A 23382-nucleotide genomic window follows, 5' to 3' on the forward strand; every position below is an offset into this window, starting at 1 on the left:
TGATTACGCACAGGCCTCGACCGGCGCGTGCTGGGCGGTGTCGATCCAGAACGACTCGATCGCCTGGGCCATCGAATCGAACTCGGTCGGCGACTGGGGTTTGGTGAGGTAGGCGTTCGCCGCCTTCTCGTAGCTCTTGATGATGTCCGCTTTGCTCTCGGAACTCGAGAGGATCAACACCGGTGGCGGCGGATACTCGATTTCCTCTGCGAGTATGTCGAGCACGTCAAACCCGTCCGAACGCGGCAGGTTGAGATCCAGGAGGACGAGGTCTGGATGGTCGTCCGGATCGGATCCATCGAGTTCACTGAAATAGCGGCCCGCCTCCACGCCATTGGTGACGACCTGGAAGGTAACGTCGCTCTCGACGCTGTTGAACGCCTCCTGAGTGAGTCGGACGTCGCCGGGATTGTCCTCGATCAGGACGATCTCGATTGGCTCTTCGGGGGTGTAGGAATTCATGGGCGTACGTGAACGTTCTCGACCAACCGGTGTAAGGCCTCCACCTAAATGTGTGGGGCTGTGTTTATGCTGCTTCAAATGTACAGGTGACCCGCTCTCTCCCCGGGATTCGACGCCAGTTCCCTCTTTGTGACTCGAGGGTGAAACCAGCGGATATGTCCCAGACCACCTACCGATGCGTTTGCGGTGCCACCCTCGAGTACCGTCAGGATCTCGAGAAGGAGGTCGGCGGCACGTACCCGACGTGGCTCTGTCGCGACTGTCGCACGCCGGTGCCGGGAACGATCGCCGAGCGGATTCGTCACCAGCATCCATCGTAAACTACCCGCTCACACCGGAGCGACACGCCTTTCCCACCGGAGGCGGCACTGTGAGATATGACTATCGAGCCCAAACGGGAACTCACCAGCGTCGACCTGGCAGCCCTCGTCGGCGAACTCGGCACCTACGAGGGGGCGAAAGTCGACAAGGCTTACCTCTATGGCGACGATCTCGTTCGTCTCAAGATGCGCGACTTCGACCGCGGGCGGGTGGAACTACTGATCGAGGTCGGTGAGCAAAAACGAGTCCAGACCCTCTCGCCCGAACGGGTGCCCGATGCACCCGGGCGGCCACCGCAGTTCGCGATGATGCTTCGCAACCGACTTTCCGGCGCTGACTTCGTCGGCGTCGAGCAGTACGAGTTCGATCGCATCCTCGAGTTCGTCTTCGACCGCGAAGACGGCGTTACCCGCATCATCGTCGAACTCTTCGGCCAGGGGAACGTCGCCGTCACCGACAGCGAGTACGAGGTGATCGACTGCCTCGAGACCGTTCGACTGAAATCCCGGACGGTCGTCCCGGGATCGCGCTATGAGTTCCCGGAATCGCGGGTCAACCCGCTCACGATCTCGCGCGAGGCGTTCGATCACTCCATGGACGACTCCGACACCGACGTCGTGCGAACGCTCGCGACCCAGCTCAACTTCGGCGGGCTCTACGCCGAAGAGCTCTGTACGCGTGCTGGCGTCGAGAAGACCCTCGATATCGAGGACGCCGGCGAGGACGAGTACGAACGGCTCTACGAGGCGATCGAACGGCTGGCGATCGATCTCCGAAACGGGCAGGTCGAGCCACGGGTGTACCTCGAGGATGGCGACGACGGCGAGAGCGAAGCCAACGAGACTAACGATGCGGGAACGAGCGCGGAACCAGCGGACGAAACCGCCGCAAACAACCACGTCGTCGACGTGACGCCGTTCCCGCTCGAGGAACGCAACGTGTTGCCCAGCGAGCCCTACGACACGTTTCTGGACGCACTCGAGGAGTACTTCCTTCGGCTGGAACTCGAGGACGACGAACCCGATCCGCGGGCCCAGCGACCGGATTTCGAAGAACAGATCGCGAAACACCAGCGAATCATCGACCAGCAGGAGGGGGCCATCGCGGGCTTCGACGAGCAAGCAGAAGCCGAACGCGAGAAGGCCGAACTGCTGTACGCTCACTACGGCACGGTCGACGACCTCCTGTCGACGGTTCGGTCGGCGAGAGCCGACGGCGTTCCCTGGGGTGAGATCGCCGGCCGTCTCGACGAGGCTAAAGAGCAGGGGATGGACGCCGCCCAACCGTTCGTCGACGTCAACGGCAAGGAGGGTACGGTGACGATCCGCCTCGAGGGCGACCCAATTACCCTCCTCGTCGAGGACGGCGTGGAGAAGAACGCAGACCGCCTCTACACCGAGGCCAAGCGTATCGCGGAGAAAAAAGAGGGTGCGCTCGCGGCCATCGAGGACACCCGCGAGGAGCTCGCGGAGATCAAACGGCGCCGCGACGAGTGGGAGGCTGACGACGGGCCGGAGACCGACGATATCGACGAAGAGGCGGATCAACGCGACTGGCTCGCCGAACCCTCGGTGCCGGTTCGCGAAAACGAACAGTGGTACGAGCGGTTTCGCTGGTTCCACACGAGCGACGGGTTCCTCGTCATCGGCGGGCGAAACGCCGATCAGAACGAGGAACTGGTCAAGAAGTACCTCGAACGCGGCGATAAGGTGTTACACACGCAGGCCCACGGCGGGCCCGTGACGGTGTTGAAGGCGACCGACCCGAGCGAGGCGTCCTCGAAGGACATCGAGATTCCGGAGAGCAGCGTCGAGGAGGCTGCCCAGTTCGCCGTCTCCTACTCGTCAGTCTGGAAGGACGGCCGGTACGCGGGCGACGTCTACGTGGTCGACTCCGATCAGGTCTCGAAGACGCCCGAAAGCGGCGAGTACCTCGAGAAAGGCGGGTTCGCCATCCGTGGCGACCGCAGGTACCTCGACGACACGCCGGTCGGCGTCGCCGTCGGCATCCAGTGTGAACCCTACACCCGCGTGATCGGCGGACCGCCGTCGGCCATCGAGGCGGTCGCGGTGACGACGATTCGGGTCGAACCGGGTCGGTTCGCCCAGGCCGACGCGGCGAAACGGATTTACCGCGAACTCCGTGAGCGGTTCACCGACGAATCGTTCGTCAGAAAGATCGCCAGCCCGGATCAGATCGCCCACTTCCTGCCACCGGGTGGGAGCCGGCTGCTCGAAGAGTAAGACGGGTTCGCCTGACCTGTTTGCCTGGCACGTGAGCCACCCGAGGCGATTTACAAATTGGCTTCGAACGACTGATCCTGTGAGTGTGTCTCCTCGGCCGCGTCGCTCGCCAGCGGTGTCAGCCGAACCGTATCAGGCCCCTCGAGCGTGACGAGATAGCCCGCATATTCGAAGGAGATGGTGACGGTGGACTGGCCGGCCCGGGATCGAAAGAGCGCCTCGAGCGCGTCGACGTCGACCGATTCGTACAGGGGTGGCTCGACTTCGAGGGGGTCTATTCCCTTCCGTTCGGCAACCGTTTCGATGATCGCGAGCCCAGTCCGATGATCCTGCTCCATAACCAAGGTAGCCAACAGTAGATCGTAAAAATCCCGTTGATACTTGCGTGATAGGTGTCCGACGCCTGTCAGCCACCCGTCACCGGTGCCGTCGATGTTCGGGAATCGTTCGGGGACGGTGCAATGATTGACCGAGGGGGGTGACTTATGCACGCTCGACGCAAGAAGCGACCATGAGCAGTGACGACGTGTTCGATCACGGAAAGGACGAGCGCCTCCAGAGTCGCGACGTGACGGAGGGGGCCGACCGAGCACCCCACCGGGCGATGTTTCGAGCGATGGGGTTCGACGACGCCGACTTCGGATCACCGATGATCGGCGTGGCGAACCCGGCGGCGGACATCACGCCCTGTAACGTCCACCTCGACGACGTTGCCGCGTCGGCGCTCGAGGGCGTCGACGACGCTGGCGGGATGCCGATCGAGTTCGGTACGATCACGATTTCGGATGCCATCTCGATGGGCACCGAGGGGATGAAGGCCTCACTAATCTCGCGGGAACTCATCGCCGACAGCGTCGAACTCGTGGCCTTCGGCGAACGGATGGACGGCCTCGTCACCGTCGCCGGCTGTGACAAGAACCTCCCCGGAATGATGCTGGCGGCGATCCGAACCGACCTCCCCAGCGTCTTCCTCTACGGCGGGTCGATCATGCCCGGCCAGCACGACGGACGCGACGTCACCATCGTCCAGGTGTTCGAGGGCGTCGGGGCCCACGCCACCGGCGAGATGGACGCCGACGAACTCGACGACCTCGAGCGCCACGCCTGCCCCGGTGCCGGTTCCTGTGGCGGAATGTTCACGGCGAACACCATGGCTTCGATTTCCGAAGCATTAGGGCTGGCCCCGCTCGGAAGTGCGTCGCCACCCGCGGAGGACGAGGAGCGCTATACGGTCGCCGAGCGCGCCGGCGAACTCGCCGTCGAGGTCGTTGCGGAGAACCGTCGCCCCTCGGACATCCTCTCGCGGAAATCGTTTGAGAACGCCATTGCCCTCCAGACGGCCATCGGTGGCTCGACCAACGGCGTCCTCCACCTGCTCGCGCTCGCCCGCGAGGCGGACGTCGACCTCGAAATCGGGGACTTCGACGACATCTCGAAACGCACCCCCAAAATCGCCGACTTGCAGCCAGGCGGCGACAGTGTGATGAACGACCTCCACGAGATCGGCGGTGTCCCGGTCGTCATCCGTCGGTTGCTCGGGGCAGACCTCTTTCACGGCGACGCGATGACCGTAACGGGGCGGACGATCGAAGCGGAACTCGCTCACCTCGAGGAGACGGGCGCGCTAGCAGCGAGCGACGAGACGGTCGACGCGCCGTTCCTCTACACGGTTGACGAGCCCAAAGAGGCGGAGGGGGCGATCAAGATCCTCGAGGGGAATCTCGCTCCCGACGGTGCGGTGTTGAAAGTAACGGGGGACGACGCGTTCCACCACGAGGGGCCGGCACGCATCTTCGAAAACGAGGAGGACGCGATGGCGTACGTCCAGGAGGGCCACATCGAGAGCGGCGACGTGATCGTCATCCGGAACGAGGGGCCACGCGGCGGCCCGGGCATGCGCGAGATGCTCGGCGTCACCGCGGCCGTCGTCGGCGCTGGTCACGAGGACGACGTGGCGCTCATCACCGACGGCCGATTCTCCGGTGCCACACGGGGGCCGATGATCGGCCACGTGGCCCCGGAAGCGTTCGTTGGCGGCCCAATCGGCGTGCTCGAAGACGGGGACGTGATCACGGTCGACATCCCCGACCGGACGCTGGCCGTCGACCTCGATGACGACGAACTCGAGGCCCGCCGGGACGTGTGGGAACGCCCAGAACCGGCCTACGAGGGAGGCGTGCTGGCGAAGTACTGTCGTGACTTCGACTCGGCTGCCAACGGTGCCGTAACGAACCCGCGGTTGACTCGAGATTGAGTCCTGCATCGATTGGTACACCCACCCGTCTCCTTCCCGACGGCTACGACGTCTTGTTCATATGAAGGAGGTTTGGCTATGTGAAGGGTGCCCGTCGATTCGTGCCGCCACCCGTGAATTTAAATATAATGGTGGCCATTGATATCATTGGACATGGCAACGAGTGACAGCCAACCCGTTCCGGGACCGATCACCCTCCGCCAGTTGTCGACCGTCGACGATCACCGCTCGGTTCGTCACCTCGACGAGTTGAGCGACGACGCCCTCGAGCGATTTCTCGAGCTAGCTGACGGCAACACCACGGTGACCATCGACGAGACCGACCTGGCTGTCGGCGAGGTGATCGTGTTCACCGACTACTATCTGATCTCGTCGGTCTGAGAACTCGTTTTGGTTGCACTGCGCTCACATCCACTTGTTTCTGGACGCCCCTGAGCGACAGCCACCGTCGACGACCCCGGTCGGATCCACCGTCCTCGGGCGTATCGAAGCCGTTTTCCGGGGTGCGCGACAACGCCGTGTATGAACGGCGGAAGCGATATGACGCTCGCGTTCGAACTCGAGGCCCTGAAAGCGGTGGCCTCCCCGGAGGCCGTCTTCGACGACGCCCGGGGCTGGAGTTCCTACGTGGGGGTCGTCTCCGAGGAGCCGACGTACGTCGTCACGAACTTCACGCGAAAGAACAGGGTCAGACAGGACTTCTTCTCCGGCCCACGCGGGAAAGCCGAGAGCTTAGAGAGCGTCAAACGCCAGTTCGACACCGAGCGACACGTGTTCGTCGGTGTCGATGACGCGGACGAAGCACTGGCCGAGGAGGTCGGCTGGGAGTTCCTCCACGTCGAGGACGCCGCGGAGGCCGCCGAGTGGACGCTCGCCAGCGATCAGTCTGCCTCGATCGACGCCGAGGAGGACGTCCGCGACGACTGGCCATAGATGACGGGGCTGTCGGTTCTCGAGGCGATCGACGAGGCGTTCGCCCGCGTGAGCGACCGCCGGGCCGGCCTCGGGTTCGCCGCCGTGTTCCTCACCCAGCTACTGATGCTCGTCGGCATCCAGAGCCAGGTCGAAGCCCAGCGCGACGAACTCGCAGACGAGGAACTCCCCTTCGGTGCCGACCTCGAGATGCTCCCCGAGCAGTTGCCGCTGGCGCTCGAGATCCCCCTGGGCGTATCGACACTGCTCTGGCTCACCATGCTGGTCGGATTCGTCACTGCCTCTGTCGTCGCGTTTCGGTTGCTGGTTCGCCCGGATTCAGGCGCATCGGGAATCGATTCTGATGACCTCTCTCACGACGCGTCGGCGACGGATGCCCGTTCGTGGGACACCGAATCGGAAACCACGACCTCGAGCGAAGAGCCCCATTCCTCGGTCACGTCTACTACCGTCACGGAAGCCCCACCGGATACCGAAGAACGGAGTGCATCACGACCGGCGTGGAACGAGGCACTCGCACGAACGACGCTCTCGGCGTTCGCCGCAGCGGTGCTCGGATCGATGCTCGTAAGCCTCGGGCTGGCTCTGCTCGTGGTTCCGGGACTCGTCGTCGCGACAGCCTTCGCGTTCACTCATCCCTACCTGGCAACCGAACGCGTGGGCGTCATCGAGGCGATGAAACGCAGCCTCGAGCTGGTTCGTGGCTCCTGGATCAAGGTGTTCGCGCTGCTCGTGGTCATCGTCATGAGCTTCATCACGATCAGTTCCCTCGGGGCGTTCGCCGTCGCCGCTCTCCAGGCGTACCCTCTCGCCGGCGAACTCGCGAACGTGGCGCTCACCGCGCTGGCCTGGCTGTTCGCGCTCGCAATCCTCGCGAGCGGGTTCGACCAGCTCGAGCACGCGCAGGCACAGGAAGACGCCAGGTGGGAGGGCATCGACGACGAACTCTTGCCATAACGCAGTCGTCGGGCTTATCACCGTCCCCTTCCAAACGAACCCGATGGCCGAACCTCGCGTCCCGGGTGACGACACGCGAACGCTCGAATTGCCCTGTGGACGGACGCTCGACCCACATGACATCGACCTCGGTATGCGAGAGTACAACTGTTCCTGTGGCGACCGCCACGCCGTCGTCACCGACGTCCATCCACCCTCGAGATTCGTTCCGGAGTCGCTCGTCGCCGTGTTACGGGAGACGGTCGACACCGCCGACGACTTCGACGAGTTCGGCACCCCTCACCTGCTCGGGATCGTCATGGAGGAGTTCCCAGAGAAGGTGGTCGTCCACGACGCGGCCGAAGACGGTGCCGTCGGCTACACGCTGTTGTGGGTCACCGACTTCGACTCACGCCGTCTCCACGTGATCGTCGTCGAGTTGATCGTCGAACTGATGGAACACGCGATCAGCCACGCCGAGGACGGCGACGCGATTACCGAGTTCGAGAGCCAGATGCTCGAGTTCGACGTCGAATCGTTCGTCGACGAGTACCGACAGCTTCGGGACTTCGAGAGCGAACACGACGCGCCGGTTTGATCAAAGGGCAGCGTTGCTGACACGTTCTCACGCACACCCACATCTCCGCCCCTATCCGGTGGGGGAACGTTTTTCTCGTCGCGGTTCAACCTCCGCACATGAGCGATTTCGACCTCGACCTCCGAACCGTCGAGGAACACATCGACGACGAACTCGAGCTCGAAGGGAGCATCCTCCTCGACGTGCTCGACGGATCGAAACCCCCGGAGGAGTGGCTCGAGGCCATCGGGGCAGGAAACGTACTGGTGTTGAACGTCAAGGGCGACGTCAACGAATTGGCGGCGGGCTTCGCGCGCGACATCAAGGAATCGGGCGGCAGTCTGGTGCACTTCCGCGGGTTTTTGATCGTTGCGCCGCCGGGTGTCGACGTGGATACGAGCCGGTTGTGAGCCGGTTGAGCGGTGGTCTCGAGCGCCCTCGAGCGTTTTTCGTGCGCTCGGTCGCTCTGCTTCCCTGGATGCCGAGTGCCGGCTATCCCTCTCCAGACTCCACCAGAAACGTCAGGTGGTGTCCGTCCGGATCGCGAGCGACGAGTCGCGAGTCGGTTCGCTCGAGCGAACACACGTTCCTCCCGAGTGCTTTTTCCACCGCTTCGAGATCGTCCGTCTCGAATCCCAGATCGACATGGAGGCCGCCTCTGGCATCGGCCAGCCCGAGCTGTGGCTCCCAGAGCTCGAGCGCCATCGGGCCGTTCATCCTGACCCGTTGGCGGTCGTCGCCCCGGTCGACCGTTTCGAATCCCAGTTCGGCATAGCGGGCTTCGGCAGCCTCGAGATCGGCGACCTCGAGGACGATCTCGAAGATGCCGTCGATCCCCGGCCCGGCCACCTCGGTCTGTCCCAGCTCGACGCAGTTCCCGTCGGGATCGTACAGGTACAACGAGCGAGCGTCGCCAAAGGTGTGTTCGTCGAGGTCGTAGGCACCATCGAGGCGCTCCCACCAGTCGTCGTACTCAGCGGCCGGAATCGAACACGCGAAGTGGGTGTGGACGCCCCCACGAGGGAGCGACGTGGGTCGCCGGAGGACGATATCGCTCTCACCAGCCCGAAAGACGACGGCGTCGCCCTCGCCATCATTCGTATCGGTACTGATCCCGTCGTCGGTATCGGTGGCGCCTGAAGCAGCTACCAGTGCGGGATGGGAACGCCCATCCAGTCGAACTGACAGCTCGAGCGTCTCCTCGTAAAATCGACGGGCGGGCTCGAGGTACTTGACCTCGAGTCCGAGCCAGGCCAGCCCAGTCAGCATACGTGGGGATACTCAGGGGGGCCACAAAGTCCCATCGACGGGTGCTGTCACCGATGCGAGGGAGCACCCACCCACATCGAAGCGAGGTATCGTCCCAACTGAACCGATTCAGACGCCGATCGCAGACTCGTCTTGCGATCTGGTGTACATTGACTTTTGGAGGCTACTATAGCAAACAAACACATTGTGTTGCATTCGAGGCGACGTTTATTAGCGTGGCGCTCTAACCATCGCCTATGAGCTTTCGTGTCGACGGACGAGCGACTGACCTACAGGAAATCGACCGGTTCGACGGCGGTGTCGGCTGGATCGCTCACCCCGAAGAAACGATGCAGCGGGCCAGTCACGCCCTCGAGTTCGACGGCAAGGTCTGGGTGTTCGACCCCGTGGACGCCGACGGTCTCGACGAGTTGCTCAGCTCCCTCGGCGAGGTCGCTGGCGTTGTCGTCACGGTGGATCGTCACAAACGCGATGCGGGAGCAATCGCCAAACGCCACGAGGTTCCGGTCTACCTACCGACCTGGTTCGACGGCGTAAGCGAAACGCTCGGCGCGCCCGTAACCCGTTACGAGGACGAACTCGCCGACACCGGCCTCGAGGCAATCGTCCTCAAGGACAGTCGAACCTGGCAGGAAGTCGGCTTCTACGATCCCATCCGTGGGACGTTGCTCGTCCACGAATCGCTCGGGACGGCCCCGTACTTCCGCGCCGGGGACGAACCCCTCGGCGTCCATCCGATGCGCCGACTGACGCCACCCAGGGCGACCCTGAGTGGCTATCACCCCGAACGGATTCTCGTCGGCCACGGCGAGGGAATCATGACGGACGCCTCACGCGTGCTGAACGAGACCCTCGACGAATCGCGAAAGCGGACGCCGCGCGCCTATGCGGGGGCGGTTCGCCAGTTCTTGCCGTTCTGAGATCGCCAGTTTTTCACTCCCGTCCCTGTTTCCACTCCGCTACATCGAGGGTGGAACCCAACCCATGCCGGGAACAAGTCTTTGTACACGACTCGAGAAGTATCACCCGTGGTTTACATCACCCGTGGGCTGGTCGAGGTATTGCTCGAACTCGCAGCCGACGCCGACCCAGGTCACGTGACGACTGGCCTCTCAGTGACACAGGCGTCGGCACTCGAGGGAGCTGCGGCCGATGCGCTCGACCCGGAGACACCGGTGTTCACGGACTTTTTTCTGCCCGACCCGGGTAATTCGGTCAACGCGGTGTTCGGCGTGACGCTCTCGACACCGGCGACGGAAACCCAGGGGCGGTTCGTCTCCCACCCCGTAGAGGAACTCGCCGTCACCCGGAAGGACGACCTCGCCCAGGTGATCTTCGTGGCGGTGCCGCCGTGGGACAAGAGCGAGACGGCCTTCGGTGCGTTCGACCGCTCGGGGGATCGCCTCCCACTCGAGATCCTGGATGCCGAGCCGCCGGTGGATCACCTCGAGTAGCCGTCTGGGTGTGCATTCCGTTTCCTGAATCGATCGATGCTAACGTACGTAAGGTATATCACTGCCGCCCGGAGTGGCTTGATTATGGCCAGAACCTCCTATCAGGAACAGCTCCGGGAGCTTCGTTCGGAGATCTGTTACATGGGCGAGGTCGTGATGGAACGACTTCGGATGGGGCTCGACGCCCTCGAGCAAAAGGACGAAGCGCTCGCCAACGACGTGATCACTGGCGATAGCGAGGTCAACCGCATGTACCTCGACCTCGAGCAACAGTGTATCAACCTTCTTGCACTCCAGCAACCCGTCGCCAGCGACCTGCGATTTATCGCCTCCTCGTTCAAGATCATCACCGACCTCGAGCGCATCGGCGACCTCGCGGTCAATCTTGGGGAGTACACGATCGACGCCGAACGCGACCTGTTTCCGGACGTCGACGTACAGGCGATGGGAGAACTCACCCTCGAGATGGTTGACGATGCGATGCAGGCCTACGACGGGGAGGATACCGACGCCTGTCACGAACTTGCCTCCCGGGACGACGACCTCGATCACTTTGCCGAACGAGCGAGCGAAATCGTCGTCAGGGATCTGATCGAGCGCGAACTCGACGCTCCAGACGAAGTCGAGTACCTCTTACAGGACGTCTCCCGGCTCTTGTTGACGATCCGTGACCTCGAGCGCGTCGGCGATCACGCCGTCAACATCGCCGCACGGACGCTGTACATGGTCGAAAACGACGACGAACTCATTTACTAATCGTCCCCACGACGCCCTCGGCTGGGTACGAACGATTGCCACTCGGGCCACGTGGGTCGACGCTCGCCATCGAGCACCGACTCGGCAAGCACGTGGAAACTCGTCACCAGCACCAGAAGGACGACGATCAGCCCGGAGAGGACGGTTGGAGTAATCCGAAGTAGGCCCACAGTCGACAGTGAAACCAGGATCGTACTGATGCCGGTCACCAGTACGTACAGTCGCCACCACTCTCGATCCGGCTCCTCGGATAGCGGCTCGAGGTACTCGACGAACTCCTCGATCCGTTCGGTCGGTTCGACGGTTCCCCGGTCTTTGTCGTAGCGAACGATACGATACTCGTCAAGTTTCGGGAGGTGGGTCTGATACAGCGAGATGTACACCCGTTGGCGCTGAGACGAGTTGAGTTGTTCAGGCGTCGTCTCGTGCTCACGTGCGGCGACCCAGTCGGTGAGATCACGAATATCGACGGCGCCACCTGACTGGTGGAGATAGCGGAGTACGTCACGGCGGCGACTCGTCTGAAGGACGTGAAACCGGTCATCCGGTGTGAGTGCTGGCTGACTACTCGATTCGCCATCCGTGTGCACTGCCCCGGTACCCAACTGCCGTGAGGTTACACCCGAGTTGGGGCCCATATGTGTGTCGCTGACAAGTCACGTATTCCATATAAATCCATACTATCGCACAGCGAGGGTAATCTGCACGTGAATCGTCTCAAAAGTGAAATCATCGGTTCCACGCGCGTCAACTCACAAGCCTACGACTGAAACCGTGAGGAGCTATAGTAGCCACTGCAAGTCAATGTCCACCTGATCGCCAGACGTATCGGCGATCAGTGTGTAATTCGTTGCAGTTGTCACTATCACTCCAAATCCTTTTCATCGATCCGGGTTCATCCCTGAGTATGCGCGTCACGTTTCTCGGTACCGGGAGTGCGATTCCGACCGGCGAGCGTTTTCAAACGGGGCTGGTCGTGCAAGAGTCGGGACGAACCCTCCTCGTCGATTGTGGCAGTGGCGTCATCCACCGACTCCAGCAATCCGGTATCGGCTTTGAGGCGGTCTCGAGCGTCCTGTTGACCCACCATCACCTGGATCACGTCGCCGACTTGCTCCCGCTGATGAAAGCTCGGTGGCTCGCGGGCGAGGAACACCTCGAGATTGTCGGCCCGCAGGGAACGAAAGCACTCGTCGACGGCCACCTCTCGGTGCACGAGTACATGCAGGAGAAACTCGAGCTTCGAGTCCGCGAAGTCGTCCCCGGCTCGTTTTCGGTAGCTAACTTCGATGTCGATGCCTACGAGACCCGACACTCACTGCCGTGTCTCGCCTACCGATTTGGCGATTACGTGACCTTTAGCGGGGACTCAGAGGCGTTCCCTGGTCTCGCGAACTTCGCCGACGGTTCGGGGATCTTGATCCACGACTGCTCGTTTCCAGATGATGTAGATGTCTCGAACCACCCGACGCCGAGCGAACTCGGACAGGCGCTCGCCGGCACCGATATCGGTCGGGTGTACCTGACACACCTGTATCCCCATACAGACGGGCGACACACCGAGATGCAGGATTCCATCGCCAACCACTACGACGGTGACGTCCGCTTTGCAGAGGATCTTCAGACGATCTCGATCGAGTAAAGGCCGTTTTACCGCCCATCCCTCATAATCCCGTAGAAAATCCGCAAATAGCTCTGTGACGTTGTGTTTCGTTAGAACTAGGTGGTTTATTTGGTGCGAAAAAACGAGCTCGAGAGATGTGTTCGAGCGGTTTCACTCGTAGTGTAGTGCGGGTATTCGGATTCTGGGTGACTCGAGTTCGTCTCAGTGGACGTGGAAAATCACCTATTCGAGCGATTCATAATCGGTTTCGGTCAGGCGTTTTTAGGTAGTTGTCGATGGCGTTGTTGAGCGAACGTGAAATCGGGTTTCAGGTGGGTGGCTGAAGTTGAAAATGGCCGGTATGAGGCTTCTAAGTGGTGTATAGAATTATTGGTTCTGTAACACGAACGAATAGTCAATCGAATAGAGTGAATTTCATAATCGGTTGTAGTCTATCGGTTTTAGACTTTGAAATGGGTCTTATTTCTCAAGGAACGGCTTGATATTTTCTTTCGAACGTATTTCGGTGGAGATGATTTACAAACTCGAGCGTATTTTGATGGGGTTCGGGATGTCGAAATTCGAGGGTCATTGCTCGACTCGAGTGAACCCAGTGGAAATTGCTGAGTGAAGGAGTTCATACAGAGTGGGACAGATGCGCAACCAGAGACCGTTATTTCCTCTTTCACTTCTCATATGACTCGAGGCAGGTTGTTGTGACGGCTTTCAACTATGTGAGTAGAGATATGCAATCGTGACCCGAATATGGCTGATAGCAAGTGCACTGTGAGATAATTGGAGACTGGTAGAGATGGATCTTGAGTGTCACAGTAAATCACATCGGAATGTCGAACCAATCTTTTCGACTGTCTCCTCTCGTTTCATCTCACCCATATGTTCGTTCCCAGCGCTGGAGTTCGAACGTCGTGAGCCGACAGACATCTGAATTCACTCGTGCGTCCTCCAAACTGCAAATCACTCGAGGTTGTGAATCCTACTCGTCTGTACCTCCACTCGAGTTGTACTACACCACATGTGCCTTCCTAGTTCGTCTATCTGTTATCCACGAGACCATTATTGCGGCCTCTGTAGCCAATTATGAGGAATTGGAACCTCATTACCTTCCGTTGACACCGCTCTCGAGCGACCATATGGGGTAATCGCAGCTATGGTGAGTACGATCGCTTTTGACACTCTCCCGCACTGAAGTACGAGTTTTTCTCTTTGACTTCCTGTAAGAGTTCACAGCTGGACATCGACCCAGTAGGTGAACGGGTCAACTTATTAATGGTTGGGAGCCGGTGATTGAATGGATATTACTCTCCGTTGATAGGACTCGATAGGGATTCTCGAAATATTCACATATACAACGAGGCTTCGAACGCTACCACACCCCGCCTATTATGCAGAATGAAAGCGTGAAAACGACTATAATATGTGGCAGCCTGTTACAGCAGCTCTACTCCCTTTTCATATCGATAAATTAAACATGGTTATATCCAATTCACCGATAATATTGTTCATTCTCTCAATAGTTGTAGTCACTATAATTACATCGTCAATTATTGCAGTTTTTGCGTTCCTGAAATACGAGAGAGAAAGTGACTCCACAAACGATAGCCCACAAAAAAGACGAAGATTTATTTTGCGCTACACTGGGATTGCTGCCTTCTCCGGAATTGTCGGGGCTATTGGTGGCGGGTTATCAACACTTAAAATCCTTGAAAAGGATTTTGTTAGCTACGTTATTAATTTGAGCATATCGGAGAGATATAAAGGGCGTCCACCACGACCAGAAGGGTTAGTAGGTATATTTCTGACATGGCAACACAATCCTACAACAACTATGACAATAGATTGGCATACAGTTCGCGGTCGACCCTCTATCTCTCTACTTCGATATCGACGTGAGGATAATGGTAGTTGGCAAGAGATTGGTGCAGATTCACGCCCATTTCCCTCCACTACTGACCGAAGTTCGATTGACCCACGAACTATCCATAGGGCTGAATTAACGGGTTTAGAACCTGGGACGGTATACCAATTTCAGGTTTCGGGTTATAATCGTGAATACAAATTCCGCACGATGCCTGCGGAAATATCATCGGAAAAACCGCTCAGATTCGCGACCGGTGGTGATACAATGACAGACTGGGTTGCTTTAAAGCGAGTTAATGAAGTGGCAATGAAACACAATTTAGATTTTATTCATTGGGGAGGTGACCTGGCTTACGCAGATGCCGACCCGAATCAGGTCACTGACTGGTTTGATTGGTTTTCAGTCAATAAGGACACACTAGTGACTGACGAAGGAAGAGTAATTCCAATACTTGTAGCTATTGGTGATCACGAACTAATCGGAGAGCTAGAAACTCACGACCATGTTGATTACGAGCAAACTGATGAGTATCGAAAATTCATGGCTCCATTCTTCTATGAACTGTTCGCCTTTCCCGGTCAGCCAGGATACAATTCACTTGACTTTGGCAACTATCTCAGTTTCATCATCCTCGATTCTAATTGTTCAAACCCTGTCAAAGGCCAGCAGACTATGTGGCTGGAGGAACAACTCGCAAATATGACTGAGCGATCTTACGTCTTTACCTCATATCATAGTGCCGCTTTTCCTTCACATAAGGACTGGAACAAGGAAGAAAAAGTAAAGATTCGCGACCATTGGGTTCCGTTGTTTGAGGAATACGATATTACTTTTGCTCTCGAACACGGTGATCATACATACAAGCGGTCGAAACCCATACGAGAACTGGAAGTCTCCGAAGATGGAATTCAATATCTCGGTGACGGAGCTTGGGGTGTTGTTCCTCGTGGTGGGAATAATAAAAATGAATGGTATATTGATCAGTTCGAAAGCGATAGACACGTTATTATTGTTGAGCTTGACGGGTCGATGGTGGATGTTAAAGTGATAAACGAAGACGAGAATATCATAGATCAATTTGCTGTTGAAGGTAGAGGTAGCTCTACCAATTAGTCTAATTTAGCTCTATTAAACATTAGCACTCACTAAAATATGATTCAATTTTCTATTGGAATAAAAATCACTACAGGTGTGCAGACCCAGAACCGACGACGTTCATGACACACTATACGCGGTGTGGTTGGTGCCCAACCAGAAGAAAATACGGACACGTCCGAGGAGTAATAGGCACTGCTTCCCAGTGCAATTATGAAAGGATGTCTTTTCATTCAGTGGATTATAACATTTAAAATATCCAAATTTATATAGATTATCTTGCAGTGACTGGACTTTGAAGCATTAGACTAGCTAAAACTCTTGGCGGGTCAGATGGCGATTAGGTGACTAAAACCAACATTTCCGCTCTGGGAGACTCGAGCAAATACTCAAATGCTTACGAAGAATTACTAATCGAACGAATAACTGAAAAGCACAGAACCAATGTCGGGTATACTATTTCCCTCATGAAACACGTATATTCAATCAGGAATGACTCGAACGAGCGGGCCATTGTCATCGTCGACCAACACGTACAGATATCCAGTATCGGGAGCGACGGCGACGTCACGAATTCGCCATCCCTCTCCTCCGAGGAGTGAACCAACTTCGTCGACATCGGTTCCGTCGACCGTGAACCGCCCGAGGTACTGACCCGCCAGGTTCCCAACGAACAGGTCGCCGCCCCACTCGGGGAACGCCTCACCGTCGTAAAACGTCATCCCGGCCGGCGGGAACCCACCGGAGGTACACTCCCAGTAGTAGACGGGGTCAATAACGTCGTCGCGTTCGTGTGGATCCTCTCCAACTGGCTCGTCGGTGCCATACTCACAGCCGGTGTGAGCGATCGGCCAGCCAAAGTTGCCCCCTTCCTCGAGCACGTTCAGTTCGTCGCCGTCTTCTTCACCGTGTTCACTCTGCCAGATTTCGTCCGTCTCGGGGTGGACGGTCATCCCCTGGACGTTTCGATGGCCGTATGTGAAGATGGCGTCTGTAAATTCATCGTCGTCTACGAACGGGTTGTCGTCGGGAATCGAGCCGTCCGGTTCCAAGCGGAGCGTCGCGCCCAGTTCGTTCGTCGTATCCTGCGAGACGTGCTCCGGGCCGAAGTCCTTTGACTGGCGGTCGCCCGTCGTCACGTAGATCATCTCGTCTGGCCCGAAGACGACCCGCGAACCGAAGTGACCGGTGCTGTCGACGAACGGTTCTGCGACGTGGATTTCCTCGAAAGACTCGAGTGACAGCGTGTCGGCGTCGGGATCGAATTGCCCGCGACCAACTGCAGTGGCTGACTCGCCCTCGTCGTTGGCGACCGAGTATGTCAGGTACATCCAGGACTCCTCTGGATACTCGGGATGGAGAGTTACGTCGAGGAGGCCACCCTGCCCCGAGGCGTACACGTCGGGTATTCCCTCGATTTGCTCAGTCGAGCCACCCTCCCGGTCAGCGAGCAGGAGTTCCCCGCCACGAATCGTGATGAGGGCGTACTCCGTATCGGGAACGAACTCGAGGCCCCAGGGATGGCTGAGGTCGTCGACGACTGTTTCCACCTCATAGTCCCCTGTATCGGGCGGCCTCCGGTCTAACAGCCGGGACAGGTCGCTGAGGCAACCGGCGAGGGAAAGGAAACCGATCGATGTGCCGGTCGCAAGGACGGTACGTCGCCGAACCGGGTGAGGCGGGATTGAGGAGGGCATGTGGAAAACACTGGGTAGTGTATGTTCTCAACGATAGGGGCAATGATGCTTTGGGGGAAATAGTCAATTATTCCCGGCTACTTCTAATTTAAGTTGGGTGTCAACTCCTCTTCCTCGAGGAGTTCACGTGTTGCGACTCGGATAGCCTCATCACTTTCGTACTTAGGGATCCAGTCGAGCATCGAGAGTTTCTCAATCGATAATTGCATCTTCGGTACATCACCTTTCCAGCCTCGGTCGCCACCACGATACTCGTATGTTGGATCTACGTCCATCTCCTCGGTGACAATCTCTGCAATCCTGCGCACCGAAGTCGTCGTCCGAGTACCGATATTAAACGAGTTCAGGGGCCCTGTAACACTGTCGACGACCGTCAGTAGCGCGTCGATGCAATCAGTTACGTGGAGATAAGATTTCTCTTGGCGACCGTTTCCAAGTATTTCAAGTCGGTCGGGATTCTGGCTGAGCTTCCCGATAAAATCTGGGACGACGGCCCCTCGAAGGCGTGATCCGACCACATTTGCGAACCGAAAATTCCATATTTGGAAATCATGCGAATAGCCGTAGGTAGAAAGAAGTCCTTCATCGGCGAGTTTGCTTGCCCCATAGACGCTGATTGGCTCGAGCGGGCCAAAGTCCTCAGGAGTCGGACGGGGGGCTTCACCGTAAACCGTCGACGATGACGTATATGCCAGGTTTCCGACGCCTACTGATTCCATTGCCTGGAGTACGTTCGACGTCATTGTAGTGTTGGCCCGGAATTGATCGTGAGGCTGTTCGGTGTTGACCGTTTTCAAGGCTGCGAGGTGATAGACGATATCGGTATCTGGGGTCAATACACCCTCGAGAGCATCCGAGTTTGTAAGATCTCGTTGAAATAACGTTGCCTCATCAGTTACCCACTCCTCACGGCTGTTCGATAAGTCGTCGACGACTACGACATCGTCTCCTTGAGCTATCAACCGCTCCACGAGGTGAGAACCGACGAACCCCGCACCACCGGTCACGAGTACCCGTTCGCTCGACATAGGGGTTGTACCAGAAACCGACTCATAGAGGTGTGTTGGGGATTTATCTGAACGTCTGGATTTTTATAATTGGCTCTATTGAAAGGCGCTCATGAGAAATTCGACGCAGCGTTACACGATCACAGCCGACAATCGCTGGGGTTGACACACGCCCCGATTAGAACGCAATGGAACTGGTTTCTGACTAATAGTCGAATTCTATCTATCACCGAGCTATTTGGTAGGTGAGCCTTCTGTTTACTACCAGTTTTATATTATGATGCTTTCCTCACCGACCTTCTTCTCGTTCAGTGAACACCCAGTAGCCGGAGCCGTCGCCCTCACGATGGAGCGTGATCCTTTCGGGGTCGTTCTCGTCAAACCTCGTCGTTATGACCTCAAGGAATCCTCCCTTGAGGTCGTACAGTTTGATCACGTTCTCAACTTCGTTTGCGATCATACGTAGATCGTATGGTGGGTTCGCATAGATCCTGTGCACTATCCCTCCGCTTCATTATTAGTCTTTGAATGTCGGTGAACGCGCTCGAGTGCATAGAGTGCACCCCCGATTCCGACCGTTGTTGCGGCTGGGCCGAATCCGGGTGACGGATCGGTAATTTTAGTTTCAGATTCACGACTCTCGCCCTCGGAGCGATCGTCCGATGACCGGTCGTCGTCTCGTGTCGCGCTGTCTTCCCATTGTGTTTCGTCAGTATTGTCTCCACCCCTTGTGGATTCATCGTCGGTTTCCTCGGAGGGTTCATCATCGTCTGAGCGATCTTCGGACTGGGATTGCTCATCATCTGGTTCGTCGTTGGATTGGTCGTTCTCCTCATCGCCTACTCCGTCGTCGATCGTGTTCTCATCGACCCCACCCGTCTCGTCGTCGATCGAGCCATCGTCATCCGCTCCCAGACCATCGTCGGACGTGTCTTCATCGCCTGGAGGGACGGGTGACCGATCGGTGCCACCACTGCCGTCACTGCCTTCATTATCGTCGATATTCTGATACCCGTCGTCACCACTGATGGTATCTTCGTCCTCGTCATTATCCTCACCAGCAGAGACAGTGGAACCGCCGTAGGCGTCGAATCCGTATCCTCCCTCGCCATATCGCTGGTCTGCTGAATCCTCTAGTCCAGTAGATTCCTGTTCACTGATAACTGCGTGGCTGCCAACCACGCCGATTCCCACACCGGAGGCCAACAACTCACGACGGTTGAGTCGCATAGCCACTAACCTTCTTGACTTTTCTTAAACTCACGGATGATTATATTTCTGTATTTTATGTCATTCCCGATCGCGTGAGAAACTCACCTTGCGTGTGACTGCTCAAATATATCATCTGTATGGTGTGGTTCGGTGCCCTGACACGGGCACGTCTTTAAACTGGTAATAGTCCATCCGATTCGCTTTAATCGACGATTACTGTGGGTAGTACGTGATTGACGGTACGTCAGAACCCGCGAAAATTCGCCAAGAGAACCGCACGAGAGAGATCAGTTCACAGGGATCCAGCAGTGAGGGTACCACGCTCATTGGTCGTCGGACAGCACTCAAAGCGATTGGCGTCGCAGCGATCCCGCTGGCAGCCCAGAGCGTGCAGGCGGACTCCTCGAGTGGCTACGGAGACAGTGGCTATGGTGCTGGATACTACAGTGGTGATTCAGCGGGCGAGGACGAGGATGACTATGCGGGAGTACCAGAGCTCGTCTCTTTCGAGGTCGGCGAGGAGAGTCCACCAAACCCACACGCAGACCTTCACGTGGAGTGGGCAGTCTCAGAACCAGTGAGTGAACTCGAGGAAATTTCGATTGACGTGTACGACATCGGTGGTTCAATTGAGCACGTCGACTCCGAATCGATCGCAGTTGATGGATCTGCTGATACGGGTGAAGAGACTATCAGGATCAGTCACGGTTCAGGGAGCACGTATAGAGTAGCGTTTACGGTGAGCAACTCAACGGGAGGCGAGGCAGACGTCGAGAGTGACGTTCAGGCGGAGTGACTGACCATCAGTCTACTCGATTATCTCGAACCACAGGTGGACGTGATAGGCTGCGTTCGCCGTTGACGGCTCGCTCGGAACCTCGTCATCGAGGTAGAGTAACCACACTATCCGAACATCCTCTCCTGCAATCGTCGGCGAGATAGCATGCGTGTACGTCCAGGTTTCCTCGTGGGCTAGTTCCCCTTCAAACTGATCCAATTCGCGTTGCTCGGTGAGTACGCGTTCACCGTCGACGAAATCGAATACCTGTTCGACGACGACGACGGTGTACGCTGTTGGTTGCTGTTCGTGATTTTCGACGTTGACAACGAACTGTTGGCTCTCGCCGAGCGCAAGTTGCGTTGGATAGTCGTTTCCAACCCATTCTCCATCTTCGCCTTCCGTCAACACAGAGACCGTTGAATGTCCCTCATTCTCCTGTACTGTCGCCCCGACAACCCCAACGCTCGCAACTACTAACATGACTGCTACCACAAGCACTCCTCGTCCACGTTCGGATGCAAGATTTTCCATGGATGGGCTCTCCGTTTCGTAGGATCGAAACCGCTCGATTACGATTCCACCTCTTAAATGGTTTATCGAGTAGAAAAGTTGGTTAGATAGTCCAATATAAAATCAGCACTTTCTGAACATCCTCGAGTTTGTATTCAGTGTCCTCTCGATAATCGTGTGTGGGATATATATGTCGTGTAATTTTCCTATGTGAATCCGGATTCGCCAGCGCCCTCACAAAGTTGGATTGCGTCCTCGAGAAGGGATTCAGCAACACCTCGAGGGAGGGTTTCGTCATCAAAGACGGCACGTTCGTATCCAGTCGTAACCTCTCGCAACAGCGTTTCCTCCCGGTCTCCGAGCCCCTTTGGTTGTTGTCGAGTAATCCTATCGACGAACTCACGGTGAGTCAGCCGGTCGCCTTCGAAGTCGGATTCGAACGCCCGACGAACGGCTGCGTATCCGTACTGAACGGCCCTGTCCGGATCGTTCCCGTCGAGGGTTTTGCGAGCCTGAGCCAGATACTCGGTTGTATTTCCAGCTGATTCGGCTGCGGCTGGCGACAACTCTCGGCCATTAGTGGGGGTGTTCGCCGGCAACGGTCTCGGTGGTGATCCAGACCGTCGGTACCACCAACTTCCGGCCACGATGCCGAACGCACCGAGTATGCCGAGGCCGATCCAGACCCACGTTGGGACACCAACAGCTGTTCCAGCAGAATCGCCACCGTCGGGCACCAGTATCGTCGTTTCGGCTTCGGAACTGGCGAGGCTCGTTTCCGCATTCTCGTACACAACGCTGAGAACGGTCTCACCTTCAGCACCGGCCGGCGGGTCGACGGTCGCGTTAAACTCGCCCTCGCTCCCCGTTGTCACCGAACCGATGGGTGTGTCCTCGAGGTGAATCTGGAGTGTTTCGTTTTCGACTCCGTCTCCATCTGCATCGACGAGCTGACCTGCGAGTCGAATCTCCCCGTTGGATTCTGTCCCATTGGCCGTGATCTCGGTCTCGGTCTCGAGAACGGTGAGCGAGGTATTTCCAGTCGTTTGGGCGAGGGCCTGCTCCTCGAAGTCGAGTGTGATCTCGAGTTCGTGGTCACCGGCGGGTACCGTGCGTGGGAGCTCGATCGCCCCCTCGAACGATCCATTCGACGCTTCGACCGTCCCGAGTGACTGTCCAGCAAGCGAAACCGAGAGTGGGACACCATCGACCGACTCACCCACTGCGGCCACGTTCCCCTGGAGCGTGATCTCGTCGCCGTATGCGCCTTCCGCAGTTGCTCTGATGTCAGTGATCGTCGGTTCGACCTGCGCTACCGAGACGTTGACGGTGGTTTCACTGCCGAGGTACGACGATTGGTTTTCTGGGACGAACTCGACCGTTATGTCATCTGACTCGAGCGGGACGTCACGCGGTCGATGCGTGAGATCGAACGAACCGGTCTCGTCCGTCTCGGCGTACTCGGTATGCCCGCCCACATCGAGTCTAATCTCCTCGTTGGTCACTGCTCTTCCGTCTGCAGTCCGCAACTCGCCCGTCGCGTTCAGTGGGTTCAGATACGAAATGTTCTCGTCTTCGGTCGTAAGCGTCAGTTCAGTCTCGGAGAACTGTTGTGCGGTGATCGCTTCCTGTTCGTCTTGCACTGACTGATTGATCTCTCGCACCTGTTCTCGGCTCTCGGAGACGTCTTGGCCGGTGCTCGCTTCGATCTCGTCGTAGTGCTCGTCGACGCGTTCGCTACGCTCCTCGATTTCCTTGGCGAGCTCCTGCAGTTCTCGAGCGTGCTGTCGTGCCTCGAGATCGTTGCCCGCTTCCCTGGCGTCGTCGTATGCCTCTCGAACCTCCTGATACTCGGTCATCGTCTCGATTAACTCCTCTTGGTCCTCACCTGCTTCATTGAACACCTCGCCTTGTTCGGCATCCCCCGTCTCTGATGAGACTTCTGCGTACTGGCTGGCAATGTCGCGGTACTCCTCGTCGACGTACTCTCGAGCCAGCTCAGTTTGTCCTTCACTCAGTGCCACCGTACTGTCCTGTAATCTGGTCGCGAGTAGGTCACCCAGCCAGCCACGAAGTCCGTCCGGGTCACTTCCCCCATCATACTCCTCCGGATTTTGATGACGGACGGTTTCGTTTTCCGCATCTTCGTGGTCTTCCTGTAGTACGGCGAGGTCGACTGGCGTGCCCAGTTCCGTCTCAGTGTCCTCCGATTGAGCCACGTCAGTATCTGTCGTGGCGACAGGGACAGTCCCGACAGCCAGGACGCTCAACGCTGTCGCTACCCCAACGATTACGGCTAGTAGCTGCAACCGGCCTCGAGGGACGCCCACTCGAGTCGGTTCATCCGAGACGTGTAAAAAGCCGGTCGCACGTACAGCGTGGCAATATTCTGT

24 protein-coding genes are annotated in these 23382 nt (G+C 57.7%); 14 read left to right on the forward strand and 10 right to left on the reverse strand.

Annotated elements, in window-relative coordinates; all coding sequences use genetic code 11:
• Nucleotides 1-3 precede the first annotated feature (3 nt).
• The gene (locus tag NGM68_RS13500; RefSeq protein ID WP_252698759.1) at nucleotides 4-462 is read right to left on the reverse strand and encodes a response regulator; all 459 of its coding nucleotides are present in this window, start codon (nucleotides 460-462) and stop codon (nucleotides 4-6) included.
• A gap of 155 nt (nucleotides 463-617) precedes the next feature.
• On the opposite strand from NGM68_RS13500, the gene NGM68_RS13505 reads away from it, so the two are divergent.
• The gene (locus NGM68_RS13505; protein ID WP_252698760.1) at nucleotides 618-782 is read left to right on the forward strand and encodes a hypothetical protein; all 165 of its coding nucleotides are present in this window, start codon (nucleotides 618-620) and stop codon (nucleotides 780-782) included.
• 63 nt (nucleotides 783-845) lie between these two features.
• On the forward strand, nucleotides 846-3026 hold the full coding sequence (gene rqcH / locus NGM68_RS13510) for a ribosome rescue protein RqcH (protein ID WP_252701432.1): 2181 nt from the start codon (nucleotides 846-848) through the stop codon (nucleotides 3024-3026).
• Between the two features lie 50 nt (nucleotides 3027-3076).
• Here rqcH and NGM68_RS13515 read toward each other — a convergent pair whose 3' ends face one another.
• Entirely contained in the window at nucleotides 3077-3364 is a 288-nt protein-coding gene (locus NGM68_RS13515) for a HalOD1 output domain-containing protein (protein WP_252698761.1), read from the reverse strand.
• 173 nt (nucleotides 3365-3537) lie between these two features.
• Between NGM68_RS13515 and ilvD the strand changes: the two genes are divergently transcribed.
• The 6 genes from ilvD to NGM68_RS13545 all read left to right on the forward strand — a co-directional run bounded on the left by ilvD (nucleotide 3538) and on the right by NGM68_RS13545 (nucleotide 8136).
• The gene (gene ilvD, locus NGM68_RS13520) at nucleotides 3538-5280 is read left to right on the forward strand and encodes a dihydroxy-acid dehydratase (protein WP_252698762.1); all 1743 of its coding nucleotides are present in this window, start codon (nucleotides 3538-3540) and stop codon (nucleotides 5278-5280) included.
• 153 nt (nucleotides 5281-5433) lie between these two features.
• Nucleotides 5434-5661, forward strand: a complete 228-nt coding sequence (locus NGM68_RS13525; RefSeq protein WP_252698763.1) for a DUF7979 domain-containing protein — start codon at nucleotides 5434-5436, stop codon at nucleotides 5659-5661.
• 141 nt (nucleotides 5662-5802) lie between these two features.
• Nucleotides 5803-6213: a DUF7124 domain-containing protein gene (locus tag NGM68_RS13530; RefSeq protein WP_252698764.1), complete on the forward strand. Its 411-nt coding sequence runs from the start codon at nucleotides 5803-5805 to the stop codon at nucleotides 6211-6213.
• Entirely contained in the window at nucleotides 6214-7170 is a 957-nt protein-coding gene (locus NGM68_RS13535) for a DUF7847 domain-containing protein (protein ID WP_252698765.1), read from the forward strand. It abuts the gene before it with no gap.
• Nucleotides 7171-7213: 43 nt separating this feature from the next.
• Nucleotides 7214-7747, forward strand: a complete 534-nt coding sequence (locus tag NGM68_RS13540; protein WP_252698766.1) for a DUF5815 family protein — start codon at nucleotides 7214-7216, stop codon at nucleotides 7745-7747.
• Between the two features lie 98 nt (nucleotides 7748-7845).
• The gene (locus NGM68_RS13545) at nucleotides 7846-8136 is read left to right on the forward strand and encodes a DUF5779 family protein (protein WP_252698767.1); all 291 of its coding nucleotides are present in this window, start codon (nucleotides 7846-7848) and stop codon (nucleotides 8134-8136) included.
• A gap of 82 nt (nucleotides 8137-8218) precedes the next feature.
• On the opposite strand, the gene NGM68_RS13550 is transcribed toward NGM68_RS13545, so the two are convergent.
• Nucleotides 8219-8995: a VOC family protein gene (locus NGM68_RS13550; protein ID WP_252698768.1), complete on the reverse strand. Its 777-nt coding sequence runs from the start codon at nucleotides 8993-8995 to the stop codon at nucleotides 8219-8221.
• A gap of 236 nt (nucleotides 8996-9231) precedes the next feature.
• On the opposite strand from NGM68_RS13550, the gene NGM68_RS13555 reads away from it, so the two are divergent.
• The 3 genes from NGM68_RS13555 to phoU all read left to right on the forward strand — a co-directional run bounded on the left by NGM68_RS13555 (nucleotide 9232) and on the right by phoU (nucleotide 11205).
• Nucleotides 9232-9915, forward strand: coding sequence for an MBL fold metallo-hydrolase (locus tag NGM68_RS13555; protein ID WP_252698769.1), 684 nt, complete (start codon nucleotides 9232-9234; stop codon nucleotides 9913-9915).
• A 108-nt stretch (nucleotides 9916-10023) separates the two neighbouring features.
• Nucleotides 10024-10449: a JAB/MPN domain protein-containing protein gene (locus NGM68_RS13560; RefSeq protein WP_252698770.1), complete on the forward strand. Its 426-nt coding sequence runs from the start codon at nucleotides 10024-10026 to the stop codon at nucleotides 10447-10449.
• Between the two features lie 84 nt (nucleotides 10450-10533).
• Complete coding sequence (gene phoU / locus NGM68_RS13565) at nucleotides 10534-11205, forward strand: phosphate signaling complex protein PhoU (protein ID WP_252698771.1); 672 nt, start codon at nucleotides 10534-10536, stop codon at nucleotides 11203-11205.
• Here the strand turns inward: phoU and NGM68_RS13570 are convergent.
• Nucleotides 11202-11843 (reverse strand): DUF7344 domain-containing protein, encoded by a 642-nt coding sequence (locus NGM68_RS13570; RefSeq protein ID WP_252698772.1) that lies wholly within the window; start codon nucleotides 11841-11843, stop codon nucleotides 11202-11204. The genes phoU and NGM68_RS13570 overlap by 4 nt on opposite strands.
• A 269-nt stretch (nucleotides 11844-12112) precedes the next feature.
• Here NGM68_RS13570 and NGM68_RS13575 point away from each other — a divergent pair, with 269 nt between their 5' ends.
• Both NGM68_RS13575 and NGM68_RS13580 read left to right on the forward strand, forming a co-directional pair.
• Nucleotides 12113-12847: an MBL fold metallo-hydrolase gene (locus NGM68_RS13575; RefSeq protein ID WP_252698773.1), complete on the forward strand. Its 735-nt coding sequence runs from the start codon at nucleotides 12113-12115 to the stop codon at nucleotides 12845-12847.
• Nucleotides 12848-14243: 1396 nt separating this feature from the next.
• Nucleotides 14244-15800 (forward strand): purple acid phosphatase family protein, encoded by a 1557-nt coding sequence (locus tag NGM68_RS13580; protein WP_252698774.1) that lies wholly within the window; start codon nucleotides 14244-14246, stop codon nucleotides 15798-15800.
• Nucleotides 15801-16264: 464 nt separating this feature from the next.
• Here the strand turns inward: NGM68_RS13580 and NGM68_RS13585 are convergent, their stop codons facing one another.
• From NGM68_RS13585 to NGM68_RS13600, 4 genes are all read right to left on the reverse strand, one after another.
• The gene (locus tag NGM68_RS13585; RefSeq protein ID WP_425493575.1) at nucleotides 16265-17479 is read right to left on the reverse strand and encodes a PQQ-dependent sugar dehydrogenase; all 1215 of its coding nucleotides are present in this window, start codon (nucleotides 17477-17479) and stop codon (nucleotides 16265-16267) included.
• A gap of 83 nt (nucleotides 17480-17562) precedes the next feature.
• Nucleotides 17563-18507 (reverse strand): NAD-dependent epimerase/dehydratase family protein, encoded by a 945-nt coding sequence (locus tag NGM68_RS13590; protein WP_252698776.1) that lies wholly within the window; start codon nucleotides 18505-18507, stop codon nucleotides 17563-17565.
• 268 nt (nucleotides 18508-18775) lie between these two features.
• The gene (locus NGM68_RS13595) at nucleotides 18776-18946 is read right to left on the reverse strand and encodes a hypothetical protein (protein WP_252698777.1); all 171 of its coding nucleotides are present in this window, start codon (nucleotides 18944-18946) and stop codon (nucleotides 18776-18778) included.
• A 38-nt stretch (nucleotides 18947-18984) separates the two neighbouring features.
• Complete coding sequence (locus NGM68_RS13600; RefSeq protein WP_252698778.1) at nucleotides 18985-19716, reverse strand: nucleolar 14 family protein; 732 nt, start codon at nucleotides 19714-19716, stop codon at nucleotides 18985-18987.
• A gap of 211 nt (nucleotides 19717-19927) precedes the next feature.
• Between NGM68_RS13600 and NGM68_RS13605 the strand changes: the two genes are divergently transcribed.
• On the forward strand, nucleotides 19928-20494 hold the full coding sequence (locus NGM68_RS13605) for a hypothetical protein (RefSeq protein ID WP_252698779.1): 567 nt from the start codon (nucleotides 19928-19930) through the stop codon (nucleotides 20492-20494).
• Nucleotides 20495-20506: 12 nt separating this feature from the next.
• On the opposite strand, the gene NGM68_RS13610 is transcribed toward NGM68_RS13605, so the two are convergent.
• Together NGM68_RS13610 and NGM68_RS13615 are read right to left on the reverse strand one after the other, a co-directional pair.
• Nucleotides 20507-21010: a DUF1616 domain-containing protein gene (locus tag NGM68_RS13610; protein WP_256469888.1), complete on the reverse strand. Its 504-nt coding sequence runs from the start codon at nucleotides 21008-21010 to the stop codon at nucleotides 20507-20509.
• A gap of 185 nt (nucleotides 21011-21195) precedes the next feature.
• Nucleotides 21196-23208 (reverse strand): hypothetical protein, encoded by a 2013-nt coding sequence (locus NGM68_RS13615; RefSeq protein ID WP_252698781.1) that lies wholly within the window; start codon nucleotides 23206-23208, stop codon nucleotides 21196-21198.
• Nucleotides 23209-23382 lie beyond the last annotated feature (174 nt).

It is taken from the genome of Natronosalvus vescus, from assembly GCF_023973145.1.
GTDB classification, from domain to species: domain Archaea; phylum Halobacteriota; class Halobacteria; order Halobacteriales; family Natrialbaceae; genus Natronosalvus; species Natronosalvus vescus.

Excerpts from the sequence above, each read along its gene's own strand:
- NGM68_RS13500 (WP_252698759.1), bottom strand. The coding sequence starts at position 462 with ATGAATTCCTACACCCCCGAAGAGCCAATCGAGATCGTCCTGATCGAG.
- NGM68_RS13505 (WP_252698760.1), top strand. The coding sequence starts at position 618 with ATGTCCCAGACCACCTACCGATGCGTTTGCGGTGCCACCCTCGAGTAC.
- NGM68_RS13515 (WP_252698761.1), bottom strand. The coding sequence starts at position 3,364 with ATGGAGCAGGATCATCGGACTGGGCTCGCGATCATCGAAACGGTTGCC.
- ilvD (WP_252698762.1), top strand. The coding sequence starts at position 3,538 with ATGAGCAGTGACGACGTGTTCGATCACGGAAAGGACGAGCGCCTCCAG.
- NGM68_RS13525 (WP_252698763.1), top strand. The coding sequence starts at position 5,434 with ATGGCAACGAGTGACAGCCAACCCGTTCCGGGACCGATCACCCTCCGC.
- NGM68_RS13530 (WP_252698764.1), top strand. The coding sequence starts at position 5,803 with ATGAACGGCGGAAGCGATATGACGCTCGCGTTCGAACTCGAGGCCCTG.
- NGM68_RS13535 (WP_252698765.1), top strand. The coding sequence starts at position 6,214 with ATGACGGGGCTGTCGGTTCTCGAGGCGATCGACGAGGCGTTCGCCCGC.
- NGM68_RS13540 (WP_252698766.1), top strand. The coding sequence starts at position 7,214 with ATGGCCGAACCTCGCGTCCCGGGTGACGACACGCGAACGCTCGAATTG.
- NGM68_RS13545 (WP_252698767.1), top strand. The coding sequence starts at position 7,846 with ATGAGCGATTTCGACCTCGACCTCCGAACCGTCGAGGAACACATCGAC.
- NGM68_RS13550 (WP_252698768.1), bottom strand. The coding sequence starts at position 8,995 with ATGCTGACTGGGCTGGCCTGGCTCGGACTCGAGGTCAAGTACCTCGAG.
- NGM68_RS13555 (WP_252698769.1), top strand. The coding sequence starts at position 9,232 with ATGAGCTTTCGTGTCGACGGACGAGCGACTGACCTACAGGAAATCGAC.
- phoU (WP_252698771.1), top strand. The coding sequence starts at position 10,534 with ATGGCCAGAACCTCCTATCAGGAACAGCTCCGGGAGCTTCGTTCGGAG.
- NGM68_RS13570 (WP_252698772.1), bottom strand. The coding sequence starts at position 11,843 with ATGGGCCCCAACTCGGGTGTAACCTCACGGCAGTTGGGTACCGGGGCA.
- NGM68_RS13575 (WP_252698773.1), top strand. The coding sequence starts at position 12,113 with ATGCGCGTCACGTTTCTCGGTACCGGGAGTGCGATTCCGACCGGCGAG.
- NGM68_RS13580 (WP_252698774.1), top strand. The coding sequence starts at position 14,244 with ATGTGGCAGCCTGTTACAGCAGCTCTACTCCCTTTTCATATCGATAAA.
- NGM68_RS13585 (WP_425493575.1), bottom strand. The coding sequence starts at position 17,479 with ATGCCCTCCTCAATCCCGCCTCACCCGGTTCGGCGACGTACCGTCCTT.
- NGM68_RS13590 (WP_252698776.1), bottom strand. The coding sequence starts at position 18,507 with ATGTCGAGCGAACGGGTACTCGTGACCGGTGGTGCGGGGTTCGTCGGT.
- NGM68_RS13595 (WP_252698777.1), bottom strand. The coding sequence starts at position 18,946 with ATGATCGCAAACGAAGTTGAGAACGTGATCAAACTGTACGACCTCAAG.
- NGM68_RS13600 (WP_252698778.1), bottom strand. The coding sequence starts at position 19,716 with ATGCGACTCAACCGTCGTGAGTTGTTGGCCTCCGGTGTGGGAATCGGC.
- NGM68_RS13610 (WP_256469888.1), bottom strand. The coding sequence starts at position 21,010 with ATGGAAAATCTTGCATCCGAACGTGGACGAGGAGTGCTTGTGGTAGCA.